15 protein-coding genes are annotated in these 16459 nt (G+C 41.5%); 8 read left to right on the top strand and 7 right to left on the bottom strand.

All coding sequences use genetic code 11. The annotated features are described in order from the left end of the window. The first annotated feature begins 204 nt into the window (after window positions 1–204). Complete coding sequence (locus V7K53_RS33030; RefSeq protein WP_335201693.1) at window positions 205–1626, top strand: MFS transporter; 1422 nt, start codon at window positions 205–207, stop codon at window positions 1624–1626. A gap of 471 nt (window positions 1627–2097) precedes the next feature. On the opposite strand, the gene V7K53_RS33025 is transcribed toward V7K53_RS33030, so the two are convergent. Beyond that, window positions 2098–2712 carry a TetR/AcrR family transcriptional regulator gene (locus V7K53_RS33025; RefSeq protein ID WP_335201692.1) on the bottom strand — a complete coding sequence of 205 codons (615 nt, stop codon included), beginning with the start codon at window positions 2710–2712 and terminating at the stop codon, window positions 2098–2100. A gap of 151 nt (window positions 2713–2863) precedes the next feature. Here V7K53_RS33025 and V7K53_RS33020 point away from each other — a divergent pair, with 151 nt between their 5' ends. The 5 genes from V7K53_RS33020 (at window position 2864) to V7K53_RS33000 (ending at window position 9965) form a co-directional block, all read left to right on the top strand. Beyond that, the gene (locus V7K53_RS33020; RefSeq protein WP_335201691.1) at window positions 2864–4552 is read left to right on the top strand and encodes a M16 family metallopeptidase; all 1689 of its coding nucleotides are present in this window, start codon (window positions 2864–2866) and stop codon (window positions 4550–4552) included. A gap of 29 nt (window positions 4553–4581) precedes the next feature. Further along, window positions 4582–6114, top strand: a complete 1533-nt coding sequence (locus tag V7K53_RS33015) for a M16 family metallopeptidase (protein ID WP_335201690.1) — start codon at window positions 4582–4584, stop codon at window positions 6112–6114. A 521-nt stretch (window positions 6115–6635) separates the two neighbouring features. Further along, complete coding sequence (locus tag V7K53_RS33010; RefSeq protein ID WP_335201823.1) at window positions 6636–7268, top strand: Uma2 family endonuclease; 633 nt, start codon at window positions 6636–6638, stop codon at window positions 7266–7268. A 500-nt stretch (window positions 7269–7768) separates the two neighbouring features. Further along, a complete protein-coding gene (locus V7K53_RS33005; protein ID WP_335201689.1) occupies window positions 7769–8716 on the top strand; it encodes a hypothetical protein in 948 nt (315 codons plus the stop codon). A 46-nt stretch (window positions 8717–8762) separates the two neighbouring features. Next, window positions 8763–9965 (top strand): alpha/beta hydrolase, encoded by a 1203-nt coding sequence (locus tag V7K53_RS33000; protein ID WP_335201687.1) that lies wholly within the window; start codon window positions 8763–8765, stop codon window positions 9963–9965. A 45-nt stretch (window positions 9966–10010) separates the two neighbouring features. On the opposite strand, the gene V7K53_RS32995 is transcribed toward V7K53_RS33000, so the two are convergent. Next, window positions 10011–10646: a hypothetical protein gene (locus tag V7K53_RS32995; RefSeq protein ID WP_335201686.1), complete on the bottom strand. Its 636-nt coding sequence runs from the start codon at window positions 10644–10646 to the stop codon at window positions 10011–10013. Between the two features lie 140 nt (window positions 10647–10786). On the opposite strand from V7K53_RS32995, the gene V7K53_RS32990 reads away from it, so the two are divergent. Then, the gene (locus V7K53_RS32990; RefSeq protein WP_335201685.1) at window positions 10787–11218 is read left to right on the top strand and encodes a biotin carboxylase; all 432 of its coding nucleotides are present in this window, start codon (window positions 10787–10789) and stop codon (window positions 11216–11218) included. A gap of 170 nt (window positions 11219–11388) precedes the next feature. Here the strand turns inward: V7K53_RS32990 and V7K53_RS32985 are convergent, their stop codons facing one another. The 3 genes from V7K53_RS32985 to upp form a co-directional block, all read right to left on the bottom strand. Then, window positions 11389–11667, bottom strand: coding sequence for a YggT family protein (locus tag V7K53_RS32985; RefSeq protein WP_335201684.1), 279 nt, complete (start codon window positions 11665–11667; stop codon window positions 11389–11391). A gap of 125 nt (window positions 11668–11792) precedes the next feature. Then, a complete protein-coding gene (locus V7K53_RS32980) occupies window positions 11793–12146 on the bottom strand; it encodes a hypothetical protein (protein WP_335201822.1) in 354 nt (117 codons plus the stop codon). Window positions 12147–12221: 75 nt separating this feature from the next. Further along, window positions 12222–12872, bottom strand: a complete 651-nt coding sequence (gene upp, locus V7K53_RS32975; protein ID WP_334893222.1) for a uracil phosphoribosyltransferase — start codon at window positions 12870–12872, stop codon at window positions 12222–12224. 381 nt (window positions 12873–13253) lie between these two features. On the opposite strand from upp, the gene crtH reads away from it, so the two are divergent. After that, the gene (gene crtH / locus V7K53_RS32970) at window positions 13254–14744 is read left to right on the top strand and encodes a carotenoid isomerase (RefSeq protein ID WP_335201683.1); all 1491 of its coding nucleotides are present in this window, start codon (window positions 13254–13256) and stop codon (window positions 14742–14744) included. A 31-nt stretch (window positions 14745–14775) separates the two neighbouring features. Here the strand turns inward: crtH and V7K53_RS32965 are convergent, their stop codons facing one another. Next, window positions 14776–15408: a DUF1003 domain-containing protein gene (locus V7K53_RS32965; protein ID WP_335194376.1), complete on the bottom strand. Its 633-nt coding sequence runs from the start codon at window positions 15406–15408 to the stop codon at window positions 14776–14778. Between the two features lie 514 nt (window positions 15409–15922). Then, window positions 15923–16387, bottom strand: coding sequence for a hypothetical protein (locus V7K53_RS32960; protein WP_335201682.1), 465 nt, complete (start codon window positions 16385–16387; stop codon window positions 15923–15925). Between the last annotated feature and the right edge of the window lie 72 nt (window positions 16388–16459).

Genomic DNA, 16459 nt, shown 5'->3' with positions numbered 1-16459 from the left:
AATCTTTTCTTAACCACAGACAGATAACAGTTTCTCTCTTCTTACTTATAGCCTCTGTTGCTAAGGAGTGAAATTTTACTTATTTGAAATTTTTGTTGAGAATTGCAAGCTAAAATGACGAAAAATTATCAGCAATGCTATAAAGCGTACTGAATTCCTCTGCAACCGGATTTATCCAGGGTACTTTACCCAGAAACATAGATTATGGATTCTGTTCAGATTGAAACAACTGCACCACTAACTCTAGAATTTACCCAGATTGCCTCACCACCAATATCCATCTCTCCAAACTCTCGAATTCCCAAAGATACTATTCGCACTAGTTTAAAAGCTTCCACTGCGGATTCTGTCTTAGCATCGGTTTACTCTCTTGGAACTGGCGGGATTTTACTCAGCAATTTATTGGTGGAATTGGGTGCTAGTCCAGTGGTATTTGGGATGCTATCTTCTATTCCCATGTTGGTCAATCTCATTCAGCCATTGGGTGCTTACTTGTCGGAACGCAGCACCAGCCGCTTTCAATATTCGCTTCGGACACACGGAATTAGCCGACTGCTATGGCTGATTTTAGTAATTGGTATTGCCAGCGCCAGTTGGGGACTGGTTGATACTCACCAGTTAGTCATCTTGACACTCTTGATTGTCCTATTCAGCAATCTTTTGGGAGGACTAGGAACTGCATCGTGGCTAAGTTGGGTGGCAATGATAGTTCCCCGGCGATTACGAGGCAGGTTTTTTGGGACACGCAATAGTGCTGCTAACCTTACCACTTTGGTTTGCGTACCAATGGCCGGTCTAGTTGTATCACATTGGTATGGGGGATCTCTACAAGGTTATGGGATAGTTCTACTGGTAAGCGTTGTGTTTGGGATTATGGGATTAGGATGCCAGTATTTCCAGGTGGATATGAATCCGCGATCGCAAAACACTTATTATGGTAAGTTAACTCAACCAAGTGAGATTCAATCAGAGGTTGTAAAAGAAGAATCTTCTGAAGTCGCTCAATCAATTCATCCACCACAAGACCAGTCAACTAACAGCATCTGGAAAAACTCTAACTTTTTGATTTTTCTGCTGTATTTCAGCTTTTGGACACTTGCTGTTAACCTCAGCAGTCCTTTTTTTAACCTCTATATGCTGGATACGCTGAATTTAGATGTGAGCTATGTGACTATCTACAACAGCTTTCAGGCGGCGGCGACTTTGCTAATGCTTATCTTGTGGGGAAAATTAGCAGACAAGATAGGCAATCGTCCCATCCTCATCTGTATTGGGATTTTGGTTGGAGTCACACCACTCTTGTGGCTGGGGATTAGTGTTAATCGCCTTGACATCTGGCTGTGGTTGCCACTGTTACACATCTTGATTGGAGGGACTTGGGCGGCAATTGACTTGTGCAACAACAATATACAATTGGCAATCGCACCAACTAAAAATCAGTCTATCTATTTCGCGATCGCAGCTGCCGTTGCTGGAGTAAGTGGTGCTTTGGGCACAACTATAGGCAGTTTCATCGCCCAATTTGCCCAGTCTGGAGGTTTACTAAGCTTGTTTGTCCTCTCTGCTATATTCCGATTAGTAGCCCTGGTTCCACTCATATTTCTCCAAGAGCCAAGCAGAAGTTAGAAGTTACGCCTAATGTGAATTAGAAAAAAGGCGGGAGAAGTAAGAAGATAAAAGTTACCAGCTTTTCAACTCAGACTTCTCCCATTTCACGAAATTCAAAACACTGGTCGTAATCCAGATAGCGCAGCGGTAGTCGGTACCCCGGCGTCACGCTTACTCAACAAAACTATTAATGGCTTTTGTGTACACATTACTGCCAAAATTGCATCTCATATCATGTCCGGTTAAATAGTTATGACTCCCACAGTCATTGCACCCCACCCCCAACCCCTCCCCGCAAGCGGGGAGGGGAGACAAAGCATAGCTTTGGCGGGGTGGGGTTCTTCGGGTTTAATAAGTAATCAAGCGGACATGATATCACACACTACGTTTATTGCTCTGTCGCCGTTTTGGTATTCATGTTCTCACTTTCCAGTCCCAACCTATTTAATTCACATTAGACGTAATTCATAACTCATAACTCATAACTCCTCACTCTTTAACCAAGACACCATTAAGGAAGATATCAGCGAGTCCTTCGGCCATTTCCTGCATTTGTTGGGGAGAGGCATCAGGTTCGATCAGGGTGTTGTTAGAAAAACCTGCGATCGCAAACATTCCTAAGAAAACTTTCGCAACTAGCTTCGCGTCTCCTTGACGATAAATACCTTTATCCATCGCTGTTTGAAAGAATGCTTCGCCGACATCTGTCATTTTTGTAATAACTTCTAATTGAATGCGATCGCGCAAATCGGGGTGAAATTGCACCTCCATAAAACAAACACGCATCAAATCGGCATTTTTTTGAAAATTCCACATCCGACGACGCATCACCTGAGCAACGGCTTTATAGCTGCCCATTTCGCTTAATTCTGTGAGCAAATCTGTCAGAATCTCTACCCAGCCACTCGTGGCTACTTCCACCAAAATTGCTTTTTTATTCGGAAAATGACGAAATAGAGTACCTTCAGCTACACCTGCCGCTTGTGCTAAGTCGCGGGTGGTAGTACCGTCAAATCCCTGAGAGGCAAACAACCGTTGCGCTGCCTGTAAAATCCGGGTGCGCGTCTGAGCCTCTGAGGGCGGAGAAGAATTAAAAACTCGCATAAAAGTTATGGTTAGATATCCGTAACAAGACTTGTAGCATTATTGTCTAACGTCAAATGCAAAGAGCCACTGAAAGCTTAATACAAGATTAACGCTCTTTTGCTAAGTATCCTGTTATTTAGGTAATGTAACTTTATCTTACTTCTCGCTTATGAACCAGAGCAGTCGGTCAATTTTAGATTTTAAATTGGGGACTTTCCTGCGGAACGCTACGCGAACGACTTCGCTCAGTCGAACGATTTTGGATTGGTCAGATCGAGTATCTGTCATATTGCGGCGGTTGTTTATCACTTTGTTGGCTTTTAGTATTCTCTGGTGGGGATTGCTGCCAGAAGTTGCTCTAGCTCAAACTCAGACAGCACCTCCTCCTCAAGAAACCAAAACTCAAACCCCGCCAGTTCAAAGTTCAATCCAACCTTATCTCGATCGAGTTATTAAGCAGTTAACGGAGTTTCGCCTCGACAATGGTTTGAAATTCATTGTCTTGGAACGACATCAAGCGCCCGTAGTTTCTTTTCTGACTTATGCGAATGTGGGTGGTGTGGATGAGCCAGATGGCAAAACTGGTGTAGCTCACTTTCTAGAACATTTGGCGTTTAAAGGCACAACGCGTATTGGTACACAAGACTACAAAAAAGAAAAACCGCTACTAGATACCTTAGAGCAGTTGAATGCTCAAATTAAAACAGCGAAAGCCGATGGCAAAAAAGCTGAGGTTGTTCGGTTACAAACTGAGTTTGAGCAAGTGGAATCGCAAGCCGGCAAGCTAGTCAAGCAAAATGAATTGGGACAAATTGTCGAACAAGCGGGAGGCGTGGGTTTAAATGCCAATACTTCAACTGAAGCCACTCGTTATTTTTACAGCTTTCCTGCCAATAAGCTAGAACTTTGGATGTCGTTGGAGTCGGAGCGATTTCTCGATCCGGTAATTCGTCGTGAGTTTTATAAAGAGAAAGATGTAATTTTAGAAGAACGACGGATGCGGATAGAGAATTCACCCATTGGATTGATGGTGGAAAAATTTATCGATACTGCTTACAAAGCCCATCCCTACAGGCGTCCGGTGATTGGTTATGACGAAGATATTCGCAATCTGACACCAGAAGATGTCCAAAAGTTTTTTGATACTCACTACGTACCAAGTAATTTAGCGATCGCTATTGTCGGCGATGTCAATCCCACTCAGGTAAAAAAACTGGCGCAAACTTATTTTGGCCGCTTTCAAGCCAAAACCAAAGCTGTTGAACAAATTCCGGTGGAACCGCCACAACAACAAACACAGGAAGTTACTTTACAGCTACCTTCTCAACCCTGGTATTTAGAAGGTTATCATCGTCCGGCGATTACTCATCCAGATAATGCCGTCTATGAAATCATTGGCAGTTTATTAAGTGATGGGCGCACGTCGCGGTTATATAAATCTTTGGTAGAGAAGCAACGTTTGGCGCTAAATGCTCAAGGTTACAGTGGATTTCCTGGAGATAAGTACCCAAACTTGATATTTTTCTATGCTCTCACAGCTCCTGGTCATACAGTTGATGAGTTGGCGGTGGCTTTGCGTCAAGAAATTGACAAATTAAAAACTGAGCCTGTGGCGGCGGCTGATTTGCAACGAGTGAAAACCCAAGCACGGGCAGGTTTGTTACGTACTCTCGATTCCAATATGGGCATGGCTCAACAATTGTTGGAATATGAGGTGAAAACTGGCTCTTGGCGGAATTTGTTTAAGCAGTTGGATGACATTTCAGCGGTGACGACGGCTGATATTCAACGGGTGGCAAAGGAGACTTTTACGCCGAAAAATCGCACGATTGGGAAGCTGTTGTCGAAACAAGGATGAAAAAAAACAAACCGCAAAGGAAGAGAGATATGCAGAGGTATAAGGTGAAGGATAAAAGGCAGATAGCGTTGAAAATTCAAAATAGGAAGGGGATAATTTATGCTGTGGTTGCTGTTTTTGCGTGTTTACTTTTAACTTGTAATTTTTCTCTTGCGGCGACGGCTGAGGCGAAACATTACACAGAATTGCAGCTACCACCGCTACCTGAGATTAAGTTACCCAAGTATGAGCGGTTTGTGCTGCAAAATGGCTTGGTTGTGTATTTAATGGAAGATCGTGAGTTACCGTTGGTGAATGGTACAGCGTTTGTACGAACAGGGAATCGCTTGGAACCAATGGAGAAAGTTGGGTTGGCTGGTTTTACAGGCGCAGTAATGCGAACTGGAGGAACTAAGAACCATTCGTCTGATGAACTCAACGAAATATTGGAACAACGGGCAGCATCTGTGGAAGTTGGTATCGGTGAAGCTTCTGGTAGTGCTAGCTTTGACGCACTCAGTGAAGATTTAGAAACAGTGTTTGGGCTGTTTGCTGAGGTGCTGCGATCGCCTGTATTTGCTCCAGAAAAGTTAGACTTAGCTAAGACACAAGCCAAAGGTGGCATTGCCCGTCGTAATGACAATCCAGATGGGATTGCTAGTCGGGAATTTCGGAAATTGATCTACGGGAAAGATAGCCCTTATGCTCGCACCACAGAGTATGCAACGGTGGATAAAGTTGAGCGTGAGGATTTGCTCAAGTTTTATCAGCAATATTTCCACCCCAATAATATGATTTTGGGGATTGTGGGCGATTTTGATAGTAAGAAAATGCGATCGCTCATTCAAGCTAAGTTTGGTAATTGGCAGCGTAACCCAGGTATTGCTAAACCCACATTACCAAAGGTTTTGCCAGCTAATACAGGTGGAGTCTTTTTTGTCAATCAGCCACAACTGACGCAAAGTAGTGTACTTATCGGGCATTTAGGCGGACGTTTCGATAGTCCCGATTATGCAGCGCTGGATGTATTGAATGGAGTGTTAAATGGATTTGGTGGACGCTTATTTAATGAATTGCGATCGCGTCAAGGTTTAGCTTACTCTGTATATGGCCAGTGGAGTCCCCGTTTCGATTATCCTGGCATATTTATCGCTGGTGGAGAAACGCGATCGGATGCTACCGTCCAGTTTGTCAAAGCCTTACAAGCTGAAATCAAGCGCACCCAAACCCAAAGAGTGACTGCAAAAGAACTGGCTTATGCCAAAGAGTCTACACTCAACTCCTTTGTATTCAACTTTCAAGACCCCAGCCAAACCTTATCACGGTTGATGCGATACGAATATTTCGGCTATCCTGCTGATTTTCTCTTTCGCTATCAAAAAGCCGTCGCCGCCACTACAGCAGCCGATGTCCAACGGGTAGCACGAGAATATCTCAAGCCAGAAAAGATTGTGACTCTAGTAGTTGGGAATCAAACCGCCATTCAACCGCCATTGACACAGTTAGCGAAACAGGTGACACCAATAGATGTAACGATTCCTGGTTCGCAGCCACAGGCGAAGAATTATCGCGTAGATGGGTAGATACTCAATAGACCTCTTGCAAAAGTGCTTTTTGCAAGAGGGGGAAAAGGGTAAAGGTTAAAGGGGAAGGGGACAATACAGAACCTTTACCCCTTCCCCCCGCCCCTTATCCCCAGAGGGGACCCCACCTTCCCCTTTTCCCGACTTATGCAAGAAGTCTAATATCCAAATAAAATCGCAAGCTTCAGAACCCCGACTTCTTAGACAGTTGGGGATCTTGTTGTTCAAATAATTTTCTCCATTATCGGGAAATGACTAAGGACAAATTGGAGTAACAAGTAGAAACTAAATCAGGAACCAAAACCTCTGGGAACTCCAGAGGTTTTTCTCTACTCTACTCATCTTTATAGGAGCGATCGCTCCAGCATACACTTCTATAAAAGGCTTCTTTAAGCAAGCGATGTCTAACGACAACCTGCGGCATATCAGAAAATCTAGCGATGAAGTAGCAAAAATTGTCGCAGCGAATTAGTTAACTAGAGTAAGCTAAATTTAGGTTTCAACTACTGGGAGTGGAGATGATGTTGTTGGAATTAAAGCGCATCCATGTTCCACCAGGACAAAGAGTGCTACTACGAGATGTAACCTGGCAGGAATTGGAAACAATTCTAGAAGATTTAGGGGAACACCGAGCAGCACGAATTGCTTATGATAGGGGAATACTGGAGATTATGGCACCACTGCCAGAACATGAAGACGATAAAGAAATTATTAGCGATTTAGTCAAAACTCTTTTGGAAGAATTAGACATTGAGTTTAGATGCCTTGGTTCTACCACTTTCAAAAACCAAGCAATGGCTCAAGGTATAGAACCCGATCAGTGTTTCTATATAAAAAATGAATCTAAGATTCGCGGCAAGAAGCGGCTAGATTTAGCAGTAGATCCTCCTCCAGATTTAGCTATAGAAATTGATATTACTTCTCGCACTCATCCTAATATTTATGAAGCTCTAAAAGTGCCTGAACTTTGGCATTTTGATCGAGGAAAACTCAAAATTAATGTTTTGCAAGACGGACATTATGTAGAATCTCAACAAAGCCTAAATTTTCCTCTATTCTCACTAATTGAAGCAATTCCCCAATATCTAGAGCAAAGTACAACAGCAGGTAGAAATGCAACGCTCAAAGCTTTTCGTCTTTGGGTACAAAAATAGATACAACAGCAATAACTTATGCTGTCACCATAATTAACGACAGACAATAGACTTCTTGCAAAAGTCGGGGTAAAGGGGAAAGGGAAAAGGGTAAAAAAACTCAAAATCCTTTCCCTTTAACCTTTTCCCTAAGAGTGCAAAAATATATTTTTGCAAGAGGTCTAATGGATTTCAAGTTAGTGAAGTACACAAGCCAAGTCTCTAATTTAAGTAGAATTAAATACGTTAGTTAAGCCAAAAACCCAGATGTAGAGACGCGATTTATCGCATCTTGCAAGACTCTTATTTCATCAAACTCATTCTCAATTACGCGAACGGTGAGCTATAACTAGATCGAATGAAGGAGTGTGAAGGGTAGAGAGTAGATTAATACTGGCATATTCGATAGCGCTAGGCAAAGAAGAGTAGTTGAGGTTATTCTTTCTTGGTTTATTATCTAATCTAATTGGTAAACGCGTAGTATTTCTATCTGCTAAAGCGGTTCTGGAGCTAAAAATAAAATGACTGTTTTATTATTTGCCATCCTGTTGGCAATTAACTTAGGTGCTGGATGTTATTTGACTCTAGCTAATCCTCTAAAAGTCTCAGAGCAAACATCAACTAAACTTATTTTTATTATTCGACCAAAAGTATTTTTAGGTATGGGAATATTTTTTAGTCAATTATTTGTTCTATTTTTATTTGCGTCTATTGTATTTACACCTCTTACACAACTTGTCTGCAATCGTTATCCAAACAATATATCTACTTCAAATATTGATTTGAGTGCAGGAGAAAATACTCTAACAGGAATGTGTAAGTTAACAGAAAACTATTGGTTTGGTCAAGAAAAAAGTGAAGTGCTAATTTCTGAGTTACTAGAAGCTAAATTGGAAACAGAGATGCAAACCGATAATCAAGTTAAGCCTAGATACTCATATAAAATTTTACTATTAACTAATAAAGATAGCTTTTCTTTTACAGATAGAACATACCCAAAATTTAAACTTGAAGAATTACAATCAATAGAATTAAGAATTAACAAATTTTTGAAAAACCCTACAGAGAACAATTTAGCGGTTATACTTGATGACACTTTTATGGGTTACATTGTTGTCAGGTTTACTGTATTCTGTGGAATATTAGCGTTGCTAGTAGCGTCACCAGGTTTATTTATTACTTGTCACCTTGATAAGGAAACAAATACTGTAAAACTTAGTCGTTACAGGTGGTTTGGAACGTTAGGAAAAACAGTTTTTCAGTATTCTTTGAACGAAATTACTGATATTAAGCTTGAACGGATTGATACTAATATAGACGAATACTTTTTTCGGGTTATTCTAGTATTAGAATCGGGTGATAATCTACCATTAACGCCCAATTATACTGAAAATTATATAAATGGAGATTCTATAGTTAGAGTAACTAAAGATTTTCTGGAACTAAAACATAAAGATAGTGCTAGATAAAAGCGTGAGATTGGTTTATTTGAAGTCATTACTACCGCATTTTTTTATGTTTGTTAAACCCAAAATATTTTTATCATCGCCTGTATTAGTACTCAGTTTTGTAAGTCTATTTCTTAGTGCTTGGATTATTCTTCCTGCTCCAAATATGTTTCTCCTCACCCTCGCAGTGGGAGCGCCAGAAGTCAGCCCTTGGTTATTTTTATTAAATCTGCTCTTTTTATTGCTGTCTTTATACTATATCCGTCGCCGTCAACTACAACGTTTAGTTTGCATTTTTAGTTTAATCGGATTGCTAATTTGTGGATGGGTACTAGTGAATATTCCACAAACTCAAATGCAAATGGCTAAAGCGATGAAACAAGGGTTGAGAGCAAATTATCTAGAGCAAATTCCAGTCCAAGTAAGGGCCAAAATGCAAATCCATCCCTTTGACTTAGTTAATTTCTTTCGCGGTATTCCATTAGGGAAAACGCGTCATCAAAAAGATATTCTCTTTGCATCTCCTGGAGGAGTGCCTTTAAAAATGGAAGTTTACCAACCCCCAGAGGTGGGTAAATATCCAGCAGTGGTAGTAATTTATGGTGGAGCTTGGCAATATGGCAATACTCATGCCAATACCGAGTTTAATCAATATATTGCTAATCATGGATATACAGTATTTGCGATCGACTATCGACACGCACCTCAATATCAGTTTCCCTCTCAGTTAGATGATGTGCGTACAGCCCTAACTTTTATTCGCAAACATGCAGCTGAATATGAAGCCGATTCAGAACGTATGGTACTTTTAGGACGTTCTGCGGGGGCACATTTAGCAATGCTAGCGGCTTATCAACCCGATGCACCACCTATTCGTGCTGTGGTGAACTATTACGGGCCTGTTAACTTAACTGAAGGATACAAAACACCACCAAATCCCGATCCGATAAATTCTCGCGCTGTTTTAAAAGCATTTATTGGTGGTTCTTTAGAAGAATTGCCTAATCAGTATAAAATTGCTTCACCGATAAATTACCTAACGCACCCTTTACCGCCAACTTTATTAATTTACGGCAGTCGCGACCATTTGGTGCAAGCACGATTTGGCAGACAGATGTACGAACGTTTACATGACTCTGGCAACACTGCGGTTTTTCTCGAAATTCCTTGGGCAGAACACGCTTTTGATGCTGTTTTCAACGGTGTGAGCAATCAATTAGCGTTGTATTATACTGAGAGGTTTTTGGCTTGGGCGTTGTTCAGGCAATGATTTGATTCGCAGACTCATTCACAAGTATTAAAAACTCAGCACTCCTTACTCCTTTTGAGGCCAGCGCCAGTTATAGCGATTCCATTCATACATACCTTGAATTTCATACTCAGCGCCGTTGAAGAAGCGGATGACGCAATTAGTAGAGGAATCATCGCGTAGGCGTAGCCCGTCGTAGACATCGCTAATTTCCTCAATCTTAATTACCATACAGGGAAACCATTCCCGCTTACAAGGACCATCCTCCTGTACCCATTCCCATAGTGCATTGGAAACTTCAATGCGATCGCCTACTCTTAATTTCAGTGCATCCTCAAAATAAGAATACTTGTCAAAATGATATGACTCAACCCGATTCAGCCACTGTAAACCATAGCGTTGGCGAATAAATTGTACCGTTCCAGAGTCATTTCCCAGCAACCAGTCGTTGAGTAATTGCACTTTCCAAGTACGGTTGCGTTGTTCTTCCTCCTTAACAAATTGTAAAAATGCTTCTAACTCCTCTGGGGTAAGGTCGTCTAGAGGATTAGCAATATTTGACTTCCCAGAGGTAGAATTTCCCTGAATTTGCTCAACCACTTGCAGTAATATCTGTTTCTGCGTGTCAGTGAGAGGACAGCTTGCTGCATCACAATCATTAAAGGCTGCGAACATAGCTACTTCAATCTCATCTGGAGTCATAAGTTCATAGCAATTGAGGGGTTATTCCCCTAATTATTACAAATGTTAAATTCAAGTCTCCAATCACCCTGTAGTTAAATTCAGGTAAGCTGAGGTTGTAAGTTAAATATTGTTTGCTAAATTAACTCACGGGGTCTTTTATGCGGTTGCGTTCACTCACGGTCGTTTTTATTTCATGTATCATTACCTTTCTATCGTGGGTGATTATTCCCCCAGCTGTAGCCCTGACACAGATTAAACTATTTGATGTCTCCTATAAAGATTGTCCACCAGAACTAGCACAAGGGGCTGTTATCAGTAGTGGTAGCGCTGCTGCCAATTGTTTTCTTGTCATTGGCAAAGCAGAAAATGGCACTAATAAAACAGTCTACGACGCAGATATTTTTGGACGTATCTATGATGCTAATAATGACTCGGTTATGCAAAACCGCACTCGCTTAGGCTCTATTACCGAGGTGCCACCAGGTATTAGCGATTTTGAATTGAGAATTTCTGTACCTGCGAATCAGCCTACTCCGTTGAAACTAAAACAGTTCAAGGCTGCCGGGTTTAGCGGTCAAGTGCGTAAGTAATATGATGTTTGGTAAAAGAGAATTCCACGCCACGAAAGCTGTGCTTTATCTCCCCCTCTTCGCTTGCTATGGGGTGTTAGAATATACAACTGTCTAATTTAGACGCAATAAAAATTGTAGAGACGCTTTTACACTTGACGTCTCTACAAAAGTTTTTATTAGGGTAGTAATCAAAATCCCTGTGCGAATGGCAGACGAGTTAGGGTTCTCAGAAACTCTCCAGCTAAGTTGAGTGCCAAGAAAGCTAAAATTGGCGAAAAATCCATACCACCTAATGGGGGAATAATTGAGCGGAATAGATTCAGATAAGGATCGGTTATCTGGGCTAAAGCGGCAAATGGCTGGTTATACCAGTTGATTGTCGGGAACCAGGTTAACAAAACCCGGATAATTAGCAAATAGCTATAAAAGGTGATAAAGGTAACTAGTGTCGTAATCAGTAAACTCATGGATAGCTTTGTGTCCTACTAAGTGTCAAACGCGGTCTTATTTTAATTTTAATTTAGTCCATGTCATGGTGTTTGCGGATTTCACGTTTACCACACTTGACACTTTCACCACGCCTGAACAAACTTCAGGAGTCTTTAGTGAGGGAGCGGTCATTGGTTGCTTGGGGTGAACCGCCATTAACATTTCCCAGTTGCTTTCGCACTTCATCAATTGTGGCATTTAGCTGGGCAATTTTATCTTCTAGCGATCGCCTGGCCGTTTCTATGCCGATGCTTTCGCTTTCTGAGGCTTTCATCTGACGCCGCTTTGCTGCTATTTTCTTAGCTTCGGCTTGGCTATCTGTCAGTTCTGTCTCTTCTTCTACTAGCAATTCTGGCTCGCGTCGAGAAGCAATCAGTGCCCCGATAACACCGCCAAATACGCCACCAACAAACGCCCCTGCTACAAAACCACTGCCAAAACCATCTCGCTGACTCATATCTTTACCGCCTTCAACAAACCTTGCAACTTTTACAGTAGTTATGCTATTTTCCTGCCCTAGCTGCATACTAGCTTAAGTCCCAAAGATGCGATCGCCTGCATCTCCTAATCCCGGTACAATATATCCCTTGCTGTCCAGTTTTTCGTCAATAGTAGCCGTGTAAATTATTAAACCTGGATAAGCTTCACTTAATTTTTGTAAAGCTGGTGGAGCTGCTACTACACAAACAATCCGTGTCAAAGCTGGGTCAGCACCCCGTTGTGTCAATTCTGCCATTGCCGCCATAATTGACCCTCCGGTTGCCAACATTGGATCGGTAACTAACACTCGTGTTTGGGGGTCAAATTTTTCTGGTAACTTGTTCAGATAACAATGAGGTTGCAGTGTCTCTTCGTCTCGCGCCAAGCCAAGGTGGTAAATCGATGCTAAAGGCAGTAAAGTCTGCGCTCCCTCTAGTAATCCTAGCCCAGCCCGCAGAATCGGCACTACTGCCATAGGCACTTGCGGATCGATCACAGTTGCTGGACAGGTATCTAAGGGACTCTGTACTGCTGTTTCTTGAGTCGGCAACCAGTCTCGTGCAGCTTCATAAGTCAGCCATCTTCCCAACTCAGTCATGGCACTGCGGAACAATACTGAAGGCGTGCCTGCATCACGGGCAACTGCTAGCCAGTGCTTGATCAGGGGATGGGGTGGAACATAAACGCGCAATTGTAGCGTCATAGCCAGAAATAGGCGCCTTTTTATTGTATAAGAACTGAAACACCATAATACTCTTTCCTGCATCCGGCTGACAGCTTAAAATTAACAATCTCAATTTTATTGATAAAGTTTTTCATTAGTAGTTGACATTAATTCTCAATCAAGGCTATATTCTTATACAGTGTTCTCCTCTCTTTTAAGGATCGGCAGACGGGATTAGCCAGCAGTAGCAGGCTCGTCCCTCTTTTTTTTGATTGGTCATTGGTCATTTGTCCTTGGTCATTAGTCATTAGTTAAATTAAATATTGATTGACTCTAGACAAAGGACAAATACTTCTTTACGTTCGTGCAGCTTTCGCTTTAGCGATACGCTCAGTACAAATGACAAAGGACAAATGACAAATGACAATTGACGCGATCGTAATTGGGTCTGGGATTGGCGGGTTAGTAACAGCGACTCAGTTAGCGGCGAAGGGAGCGAAAGTGCTGGTACTGGAACGTTATTTGATTCCAGGTGGTAGCGCTGGTTATTTTGAACGCCAAGGCTATCGATTCGATGTTGGTGCGTCAATGATTTTTGGGCTGGGAAAGAACGGTACTACCAACTTACTCACCCGTGCATTATCAAGTGTAAATGTCAGCCAAGAAGCGATCGCAGATCCTGTACAGATTCACTATCATCTACCCCAAGGTTTAGACCTGAAGGTTGACCGAGTTTATGAAAAATTTTTGCAAAATCTTATTGCTCATTTTCGCCATGAAGAAAAGGGGATTCGTCGCTTTTATGACGAATGCCAAAAAGTCTTCAAGTGCCTCAACAGTATGGATTTGCTGTCGCTGGAAGAACCTCGGTATTTACTGCGGGTATTTTTCCAGCATCCTTTGGCGTGTCTCGGTTTAGCCAAGTATCTACCCCAAAATGCCGGGGATGTGGCGCGGCGTTATATCAAAGACCCGCAATTATTGAAATTTATCGATATGGAATGTTATTGCTGGTCGGTGGTTCCATCAGACATGACACCAATGATTAATGCTGGAATGGTCTTTTCTGACAGACATTATGGCGGAGTTAACTATCCTAAAGGCGGAGTCGGACAAATTGCCCAAAAACTGGTGGAAGGTCTAGAAAAGGCTGGAGGTCAAATTCAGTACCAAGCTAGAGTCACCAAAATTATTACAGAACAAGGAAAAGCGGTAGGTGTGCAACTGGCTAATGGTAAAGTATATCGGGGTAAACGCATAGTTTCTAATGCTACACGCTGGGATACATTTACACAATTACTACCAGTAGAAGCAATGCCACGTAATGAGAAGAAATGGCAACAAAACTACCAAAAATCTCCAAGCTTCTTGAGTTTGCACATCGGAGTAAAGGAGTCAGTTTTACCTGCGGGGACAGAGTGTCACCATATTTTGTTGGAAGACTGGGAAAAGATGACAGCAGCAGAAGGCACAGTGTTTGTTTCAATTCCCACATTGCTTGACCCAGATTTAGCACCAAATGGATATCACATCATTCATGCCTTCACGCCTCACTGGATTGATGATTGGCAAGAACTTTCTGTGAGTGAGTACGAAGCGAAGAAAGCAGAAGCAGCTTGGCGAATTATTGACCGCTTAGAGAAGCTTTTTCCGGGTTTAGATGCCGGATTGGATTATTTAGAAGTGGGGACACCGCGCACCCATCGCCGCTTTTTGGGTCGTGAAGATGGCACTTATGGGCCAATTCCTCGGCGCAAGTTATGGGGGTTATTAAATATGCCCTTTAATCGCACAGCTATTTCAGGACTTTATTGTGTAGGGGATAGTACCTTTCCGGGCCAAGGGTTGAATGCAGTCGCTTTTTCTGGGTTTGCTTGTGCCCATCGTATTGCCGTAGATTTAGGATTTTAACGTGGATCAATCAAAGCAATTAAAGGGATAGTTACTGCTGATCTAGTGTTTTTTTATTCTGAAAATTAGCTAGTTCTGATGCTAAAGTTTCTTCTAACGCATCTAGAATCGCTTGCGGATCAACAGCTTCTTTCATAATTTGGGCTTGCGGATCAGAGCGATTTTTGACATTGGGAATATCTTCCCGTAATTCCTCAACTAAGGCGATAAGCTTCGCGATTTTCTGCTCAGAGAGCAGATTAAGCTGAAGGCTAAGTTGCGCCCGTTGCTCTGCTAATTTTTCCTGACGCTCTTGTTTAATCAACACCCCAGTTGTTACTAACAGGGAACCTGCGGTCAGTGAAAATTGTAGCCAAGAAAATGGCGGGGGATCGAATCTTGATAATCCTAAACGTCGTGGTAAAACATTGGGTGTTACCCACAAAATAATTCCTAATAGGATGCTATACAGAAATGCCGGACGACCAAAAAAGGCTGTTACTGTTTCTACAACCCGTTGATGTTGAGGTACGTCTTTTTCATAACGTCTGTGCAGTTCAATGATAGCCTCTATATTTTGACTAATCGCTTCCGGCAATGGGGCAGTGGGCAAAATGGTTTGGCAAGGTGCTGAAGATGATACTTGCGGGGAATCTTTTGGATTTGGTTTATCTTGGGAAAACATGGACAGGTTTTTTGTAACACTGATTTCTCTAATTTAATAACTCAAGTTTTAACTATTGATCTATACTTGTAGGTAGAAAAATATATGAAAGTATCTGTAGACATATCTTTGCACATTGCTATAGTAGTGCTACATGATGATGAGGCGGTATTTTTTAAAGGAGGGAAACTAGCATAAATTGCTAAATATTTAACTCTTATAATGAAGCAGTTATAGTAAATTTGGAAGCATAGACAATTGACTCAATGATTAAAAAACAACTGAATTTGACATAAATATTACTAGCTTATTATATAAATCAGACATTTACAGATGTTTGAAAAGCATTTGTCTATATTTTTACGCACTTATTGATTCCCCCCTTAAACTCATAAAAAAAGGGGAACCTTTATTCTGGTTCCCCAATTTATCGAGCAGTTTAGAAGTACTTGGAAAGTTTTAATACCCTAGTAGGAATTTTCAAATATCCTCTTACACGGTATTTTAATTGAGATTGCAAGTCAAACGTAGGCAGTTAATTTTTGGAAGTTGAAAAGTTCAATTCCTCTTGGATGCTTTTAGTGTCATCATACAGATTTGTCACTCTCGAATCATTACTTGGACAGCTAATATCTTGAGATTTTTGCCCTTGATACCTGACTTCAGTTGACGTACCGAACGAAACAGGTTTCGCACATGGTTTATATGGTAAATTTGACAATGATTTAGCTGCGGAAATATCATTAAAAAATTTCGTGGCTGTGTTCACTTTTATTTCACCTACACCTTTTCTGTTGCAAACAGTGTAAGTTGCTTTTCCAGATGGTAATACGCGAATTCTATATTTGCAGGTATTTGTAGAGCCACTATTAATAATAACTGCTGGCTGTTTGGGATTTGGAGTTTGGGCAAGTATTCTCAGAGGTAAAACATATAAGGGTGTAGCTAATAATAACAAAGCTAGACTAATTTTATATATCTTAGAAACTTTCACTTTCACCTCACATTAATTTTTTGAGTTACCTAACTAGATCAAAACTGATTTGAGATATCTTATGCAACAAAAAATCTG

Origin of the sequence: Nostoc sp., assembly GCF_036917355.1 — a bacterium.
Lineage (GTDB): Bacteria > Cyanobacteriota > Cyanobacteriia > Cyanobacteriales > Nostocaceae > Nostoc.
Note: the sequence above shows the minus strand (reverse complement) of the source record. Positions and strands in the feature narration are given on the sequence as shown.

Coding starts and splice junctions, on each gene's coding strand:
- V7K53_RS33030 (WP_335201693.1), top strand. CDS start 205: ATGGATTCTGTTCAGATTGAAACAACTGCACCACTAACTCTAGAATTT.
- V7K53_RS33025 (WP_335201692.1), bottom strand. CDS start 2,712: ATGCGAGTTTTTAATTCTTCTCCGCCCTCAGAGGCTCAGACGCGCACC.
- V7K53_RS33020 (WP_335201691.1), top strand. CDS start 2,864: ATGAACCAGAGCAGTCGGTCAATTTTAGATTTTAAATTGGGGACTTTC.
- V7K53_RS33015 (WP_335201690.1), top strand. CDS start 4,582: ATGCAGAGGTATAAGGTGAAGGATAAAAGGCAGATAGCGTTGAAAATT.
- V7K53_RS33010 (WP_335201823.1), top strand. CDS start 6,636: ATGTTGTTGGAATTAAAGCGCATCCATGTTCCACCAGGACAAAGAGTG.
- V7K53_RS33005 (WP_335201689.1), top strand. CDS start 7,769: ATGACTGTTTTATTATTTGCCATCCTGTTGGCAATTAACTTAGGTGCT.
- V7K53_RS33000 (WP_335201687.1), top strand. CDS start 8,763: ATGTTTGTTAAACCCAAAATATTTTTATCATCGCCTGTATTAGTACTC.
- V7K53_RS32995 (WP_335201686.1), bottom strand. CDS start 10,646: ATGACTCCAGATGAGATTGAAGTAGCTATGTTCGCAGCCTTTAATGAT.
- V7K53_RS32990 (WP_335201685.1), top strand. CDS start 10,787: ATGCGGTTGCGTTCACTCACGGTCGTTTTTATTTCATGTATCATTACC.
- V7K53_RS32985 (WP_335201684.1), bottom strand. CDS start 11,667: ATGAGTTTACTGATTACGACACTAGTTACCTTTATCACCTTTTATAGC.
- V7K53_RS32980 (WP_335201822.1), bottom strand. CDS start 12,146: ATGAGTCAGCGAGATGGTTTTGGCAGTGGTTTTGTAGCAGGGGCGTTT.
- upp (WP_334893222.1), bottom strand. CDS start 12,872: ATGACGCTACAATTGCGCGTTTATGTTCCACCCCATCCCCTGATCAAG.
- crtH (WP_335201683.1), top strand. CDS start 13,254: ATGACAATTGACGCGATCGTAATTGGGTCTGGGATTGGCGGGTTAGTA.
- V7K53_RS32965 (WP_335194376.1), bottom strand. CDS start 15,408: ATGTTTTCCCAAGATAAACCAAATCCAAAAGATTCCCCGCAAGTATCA.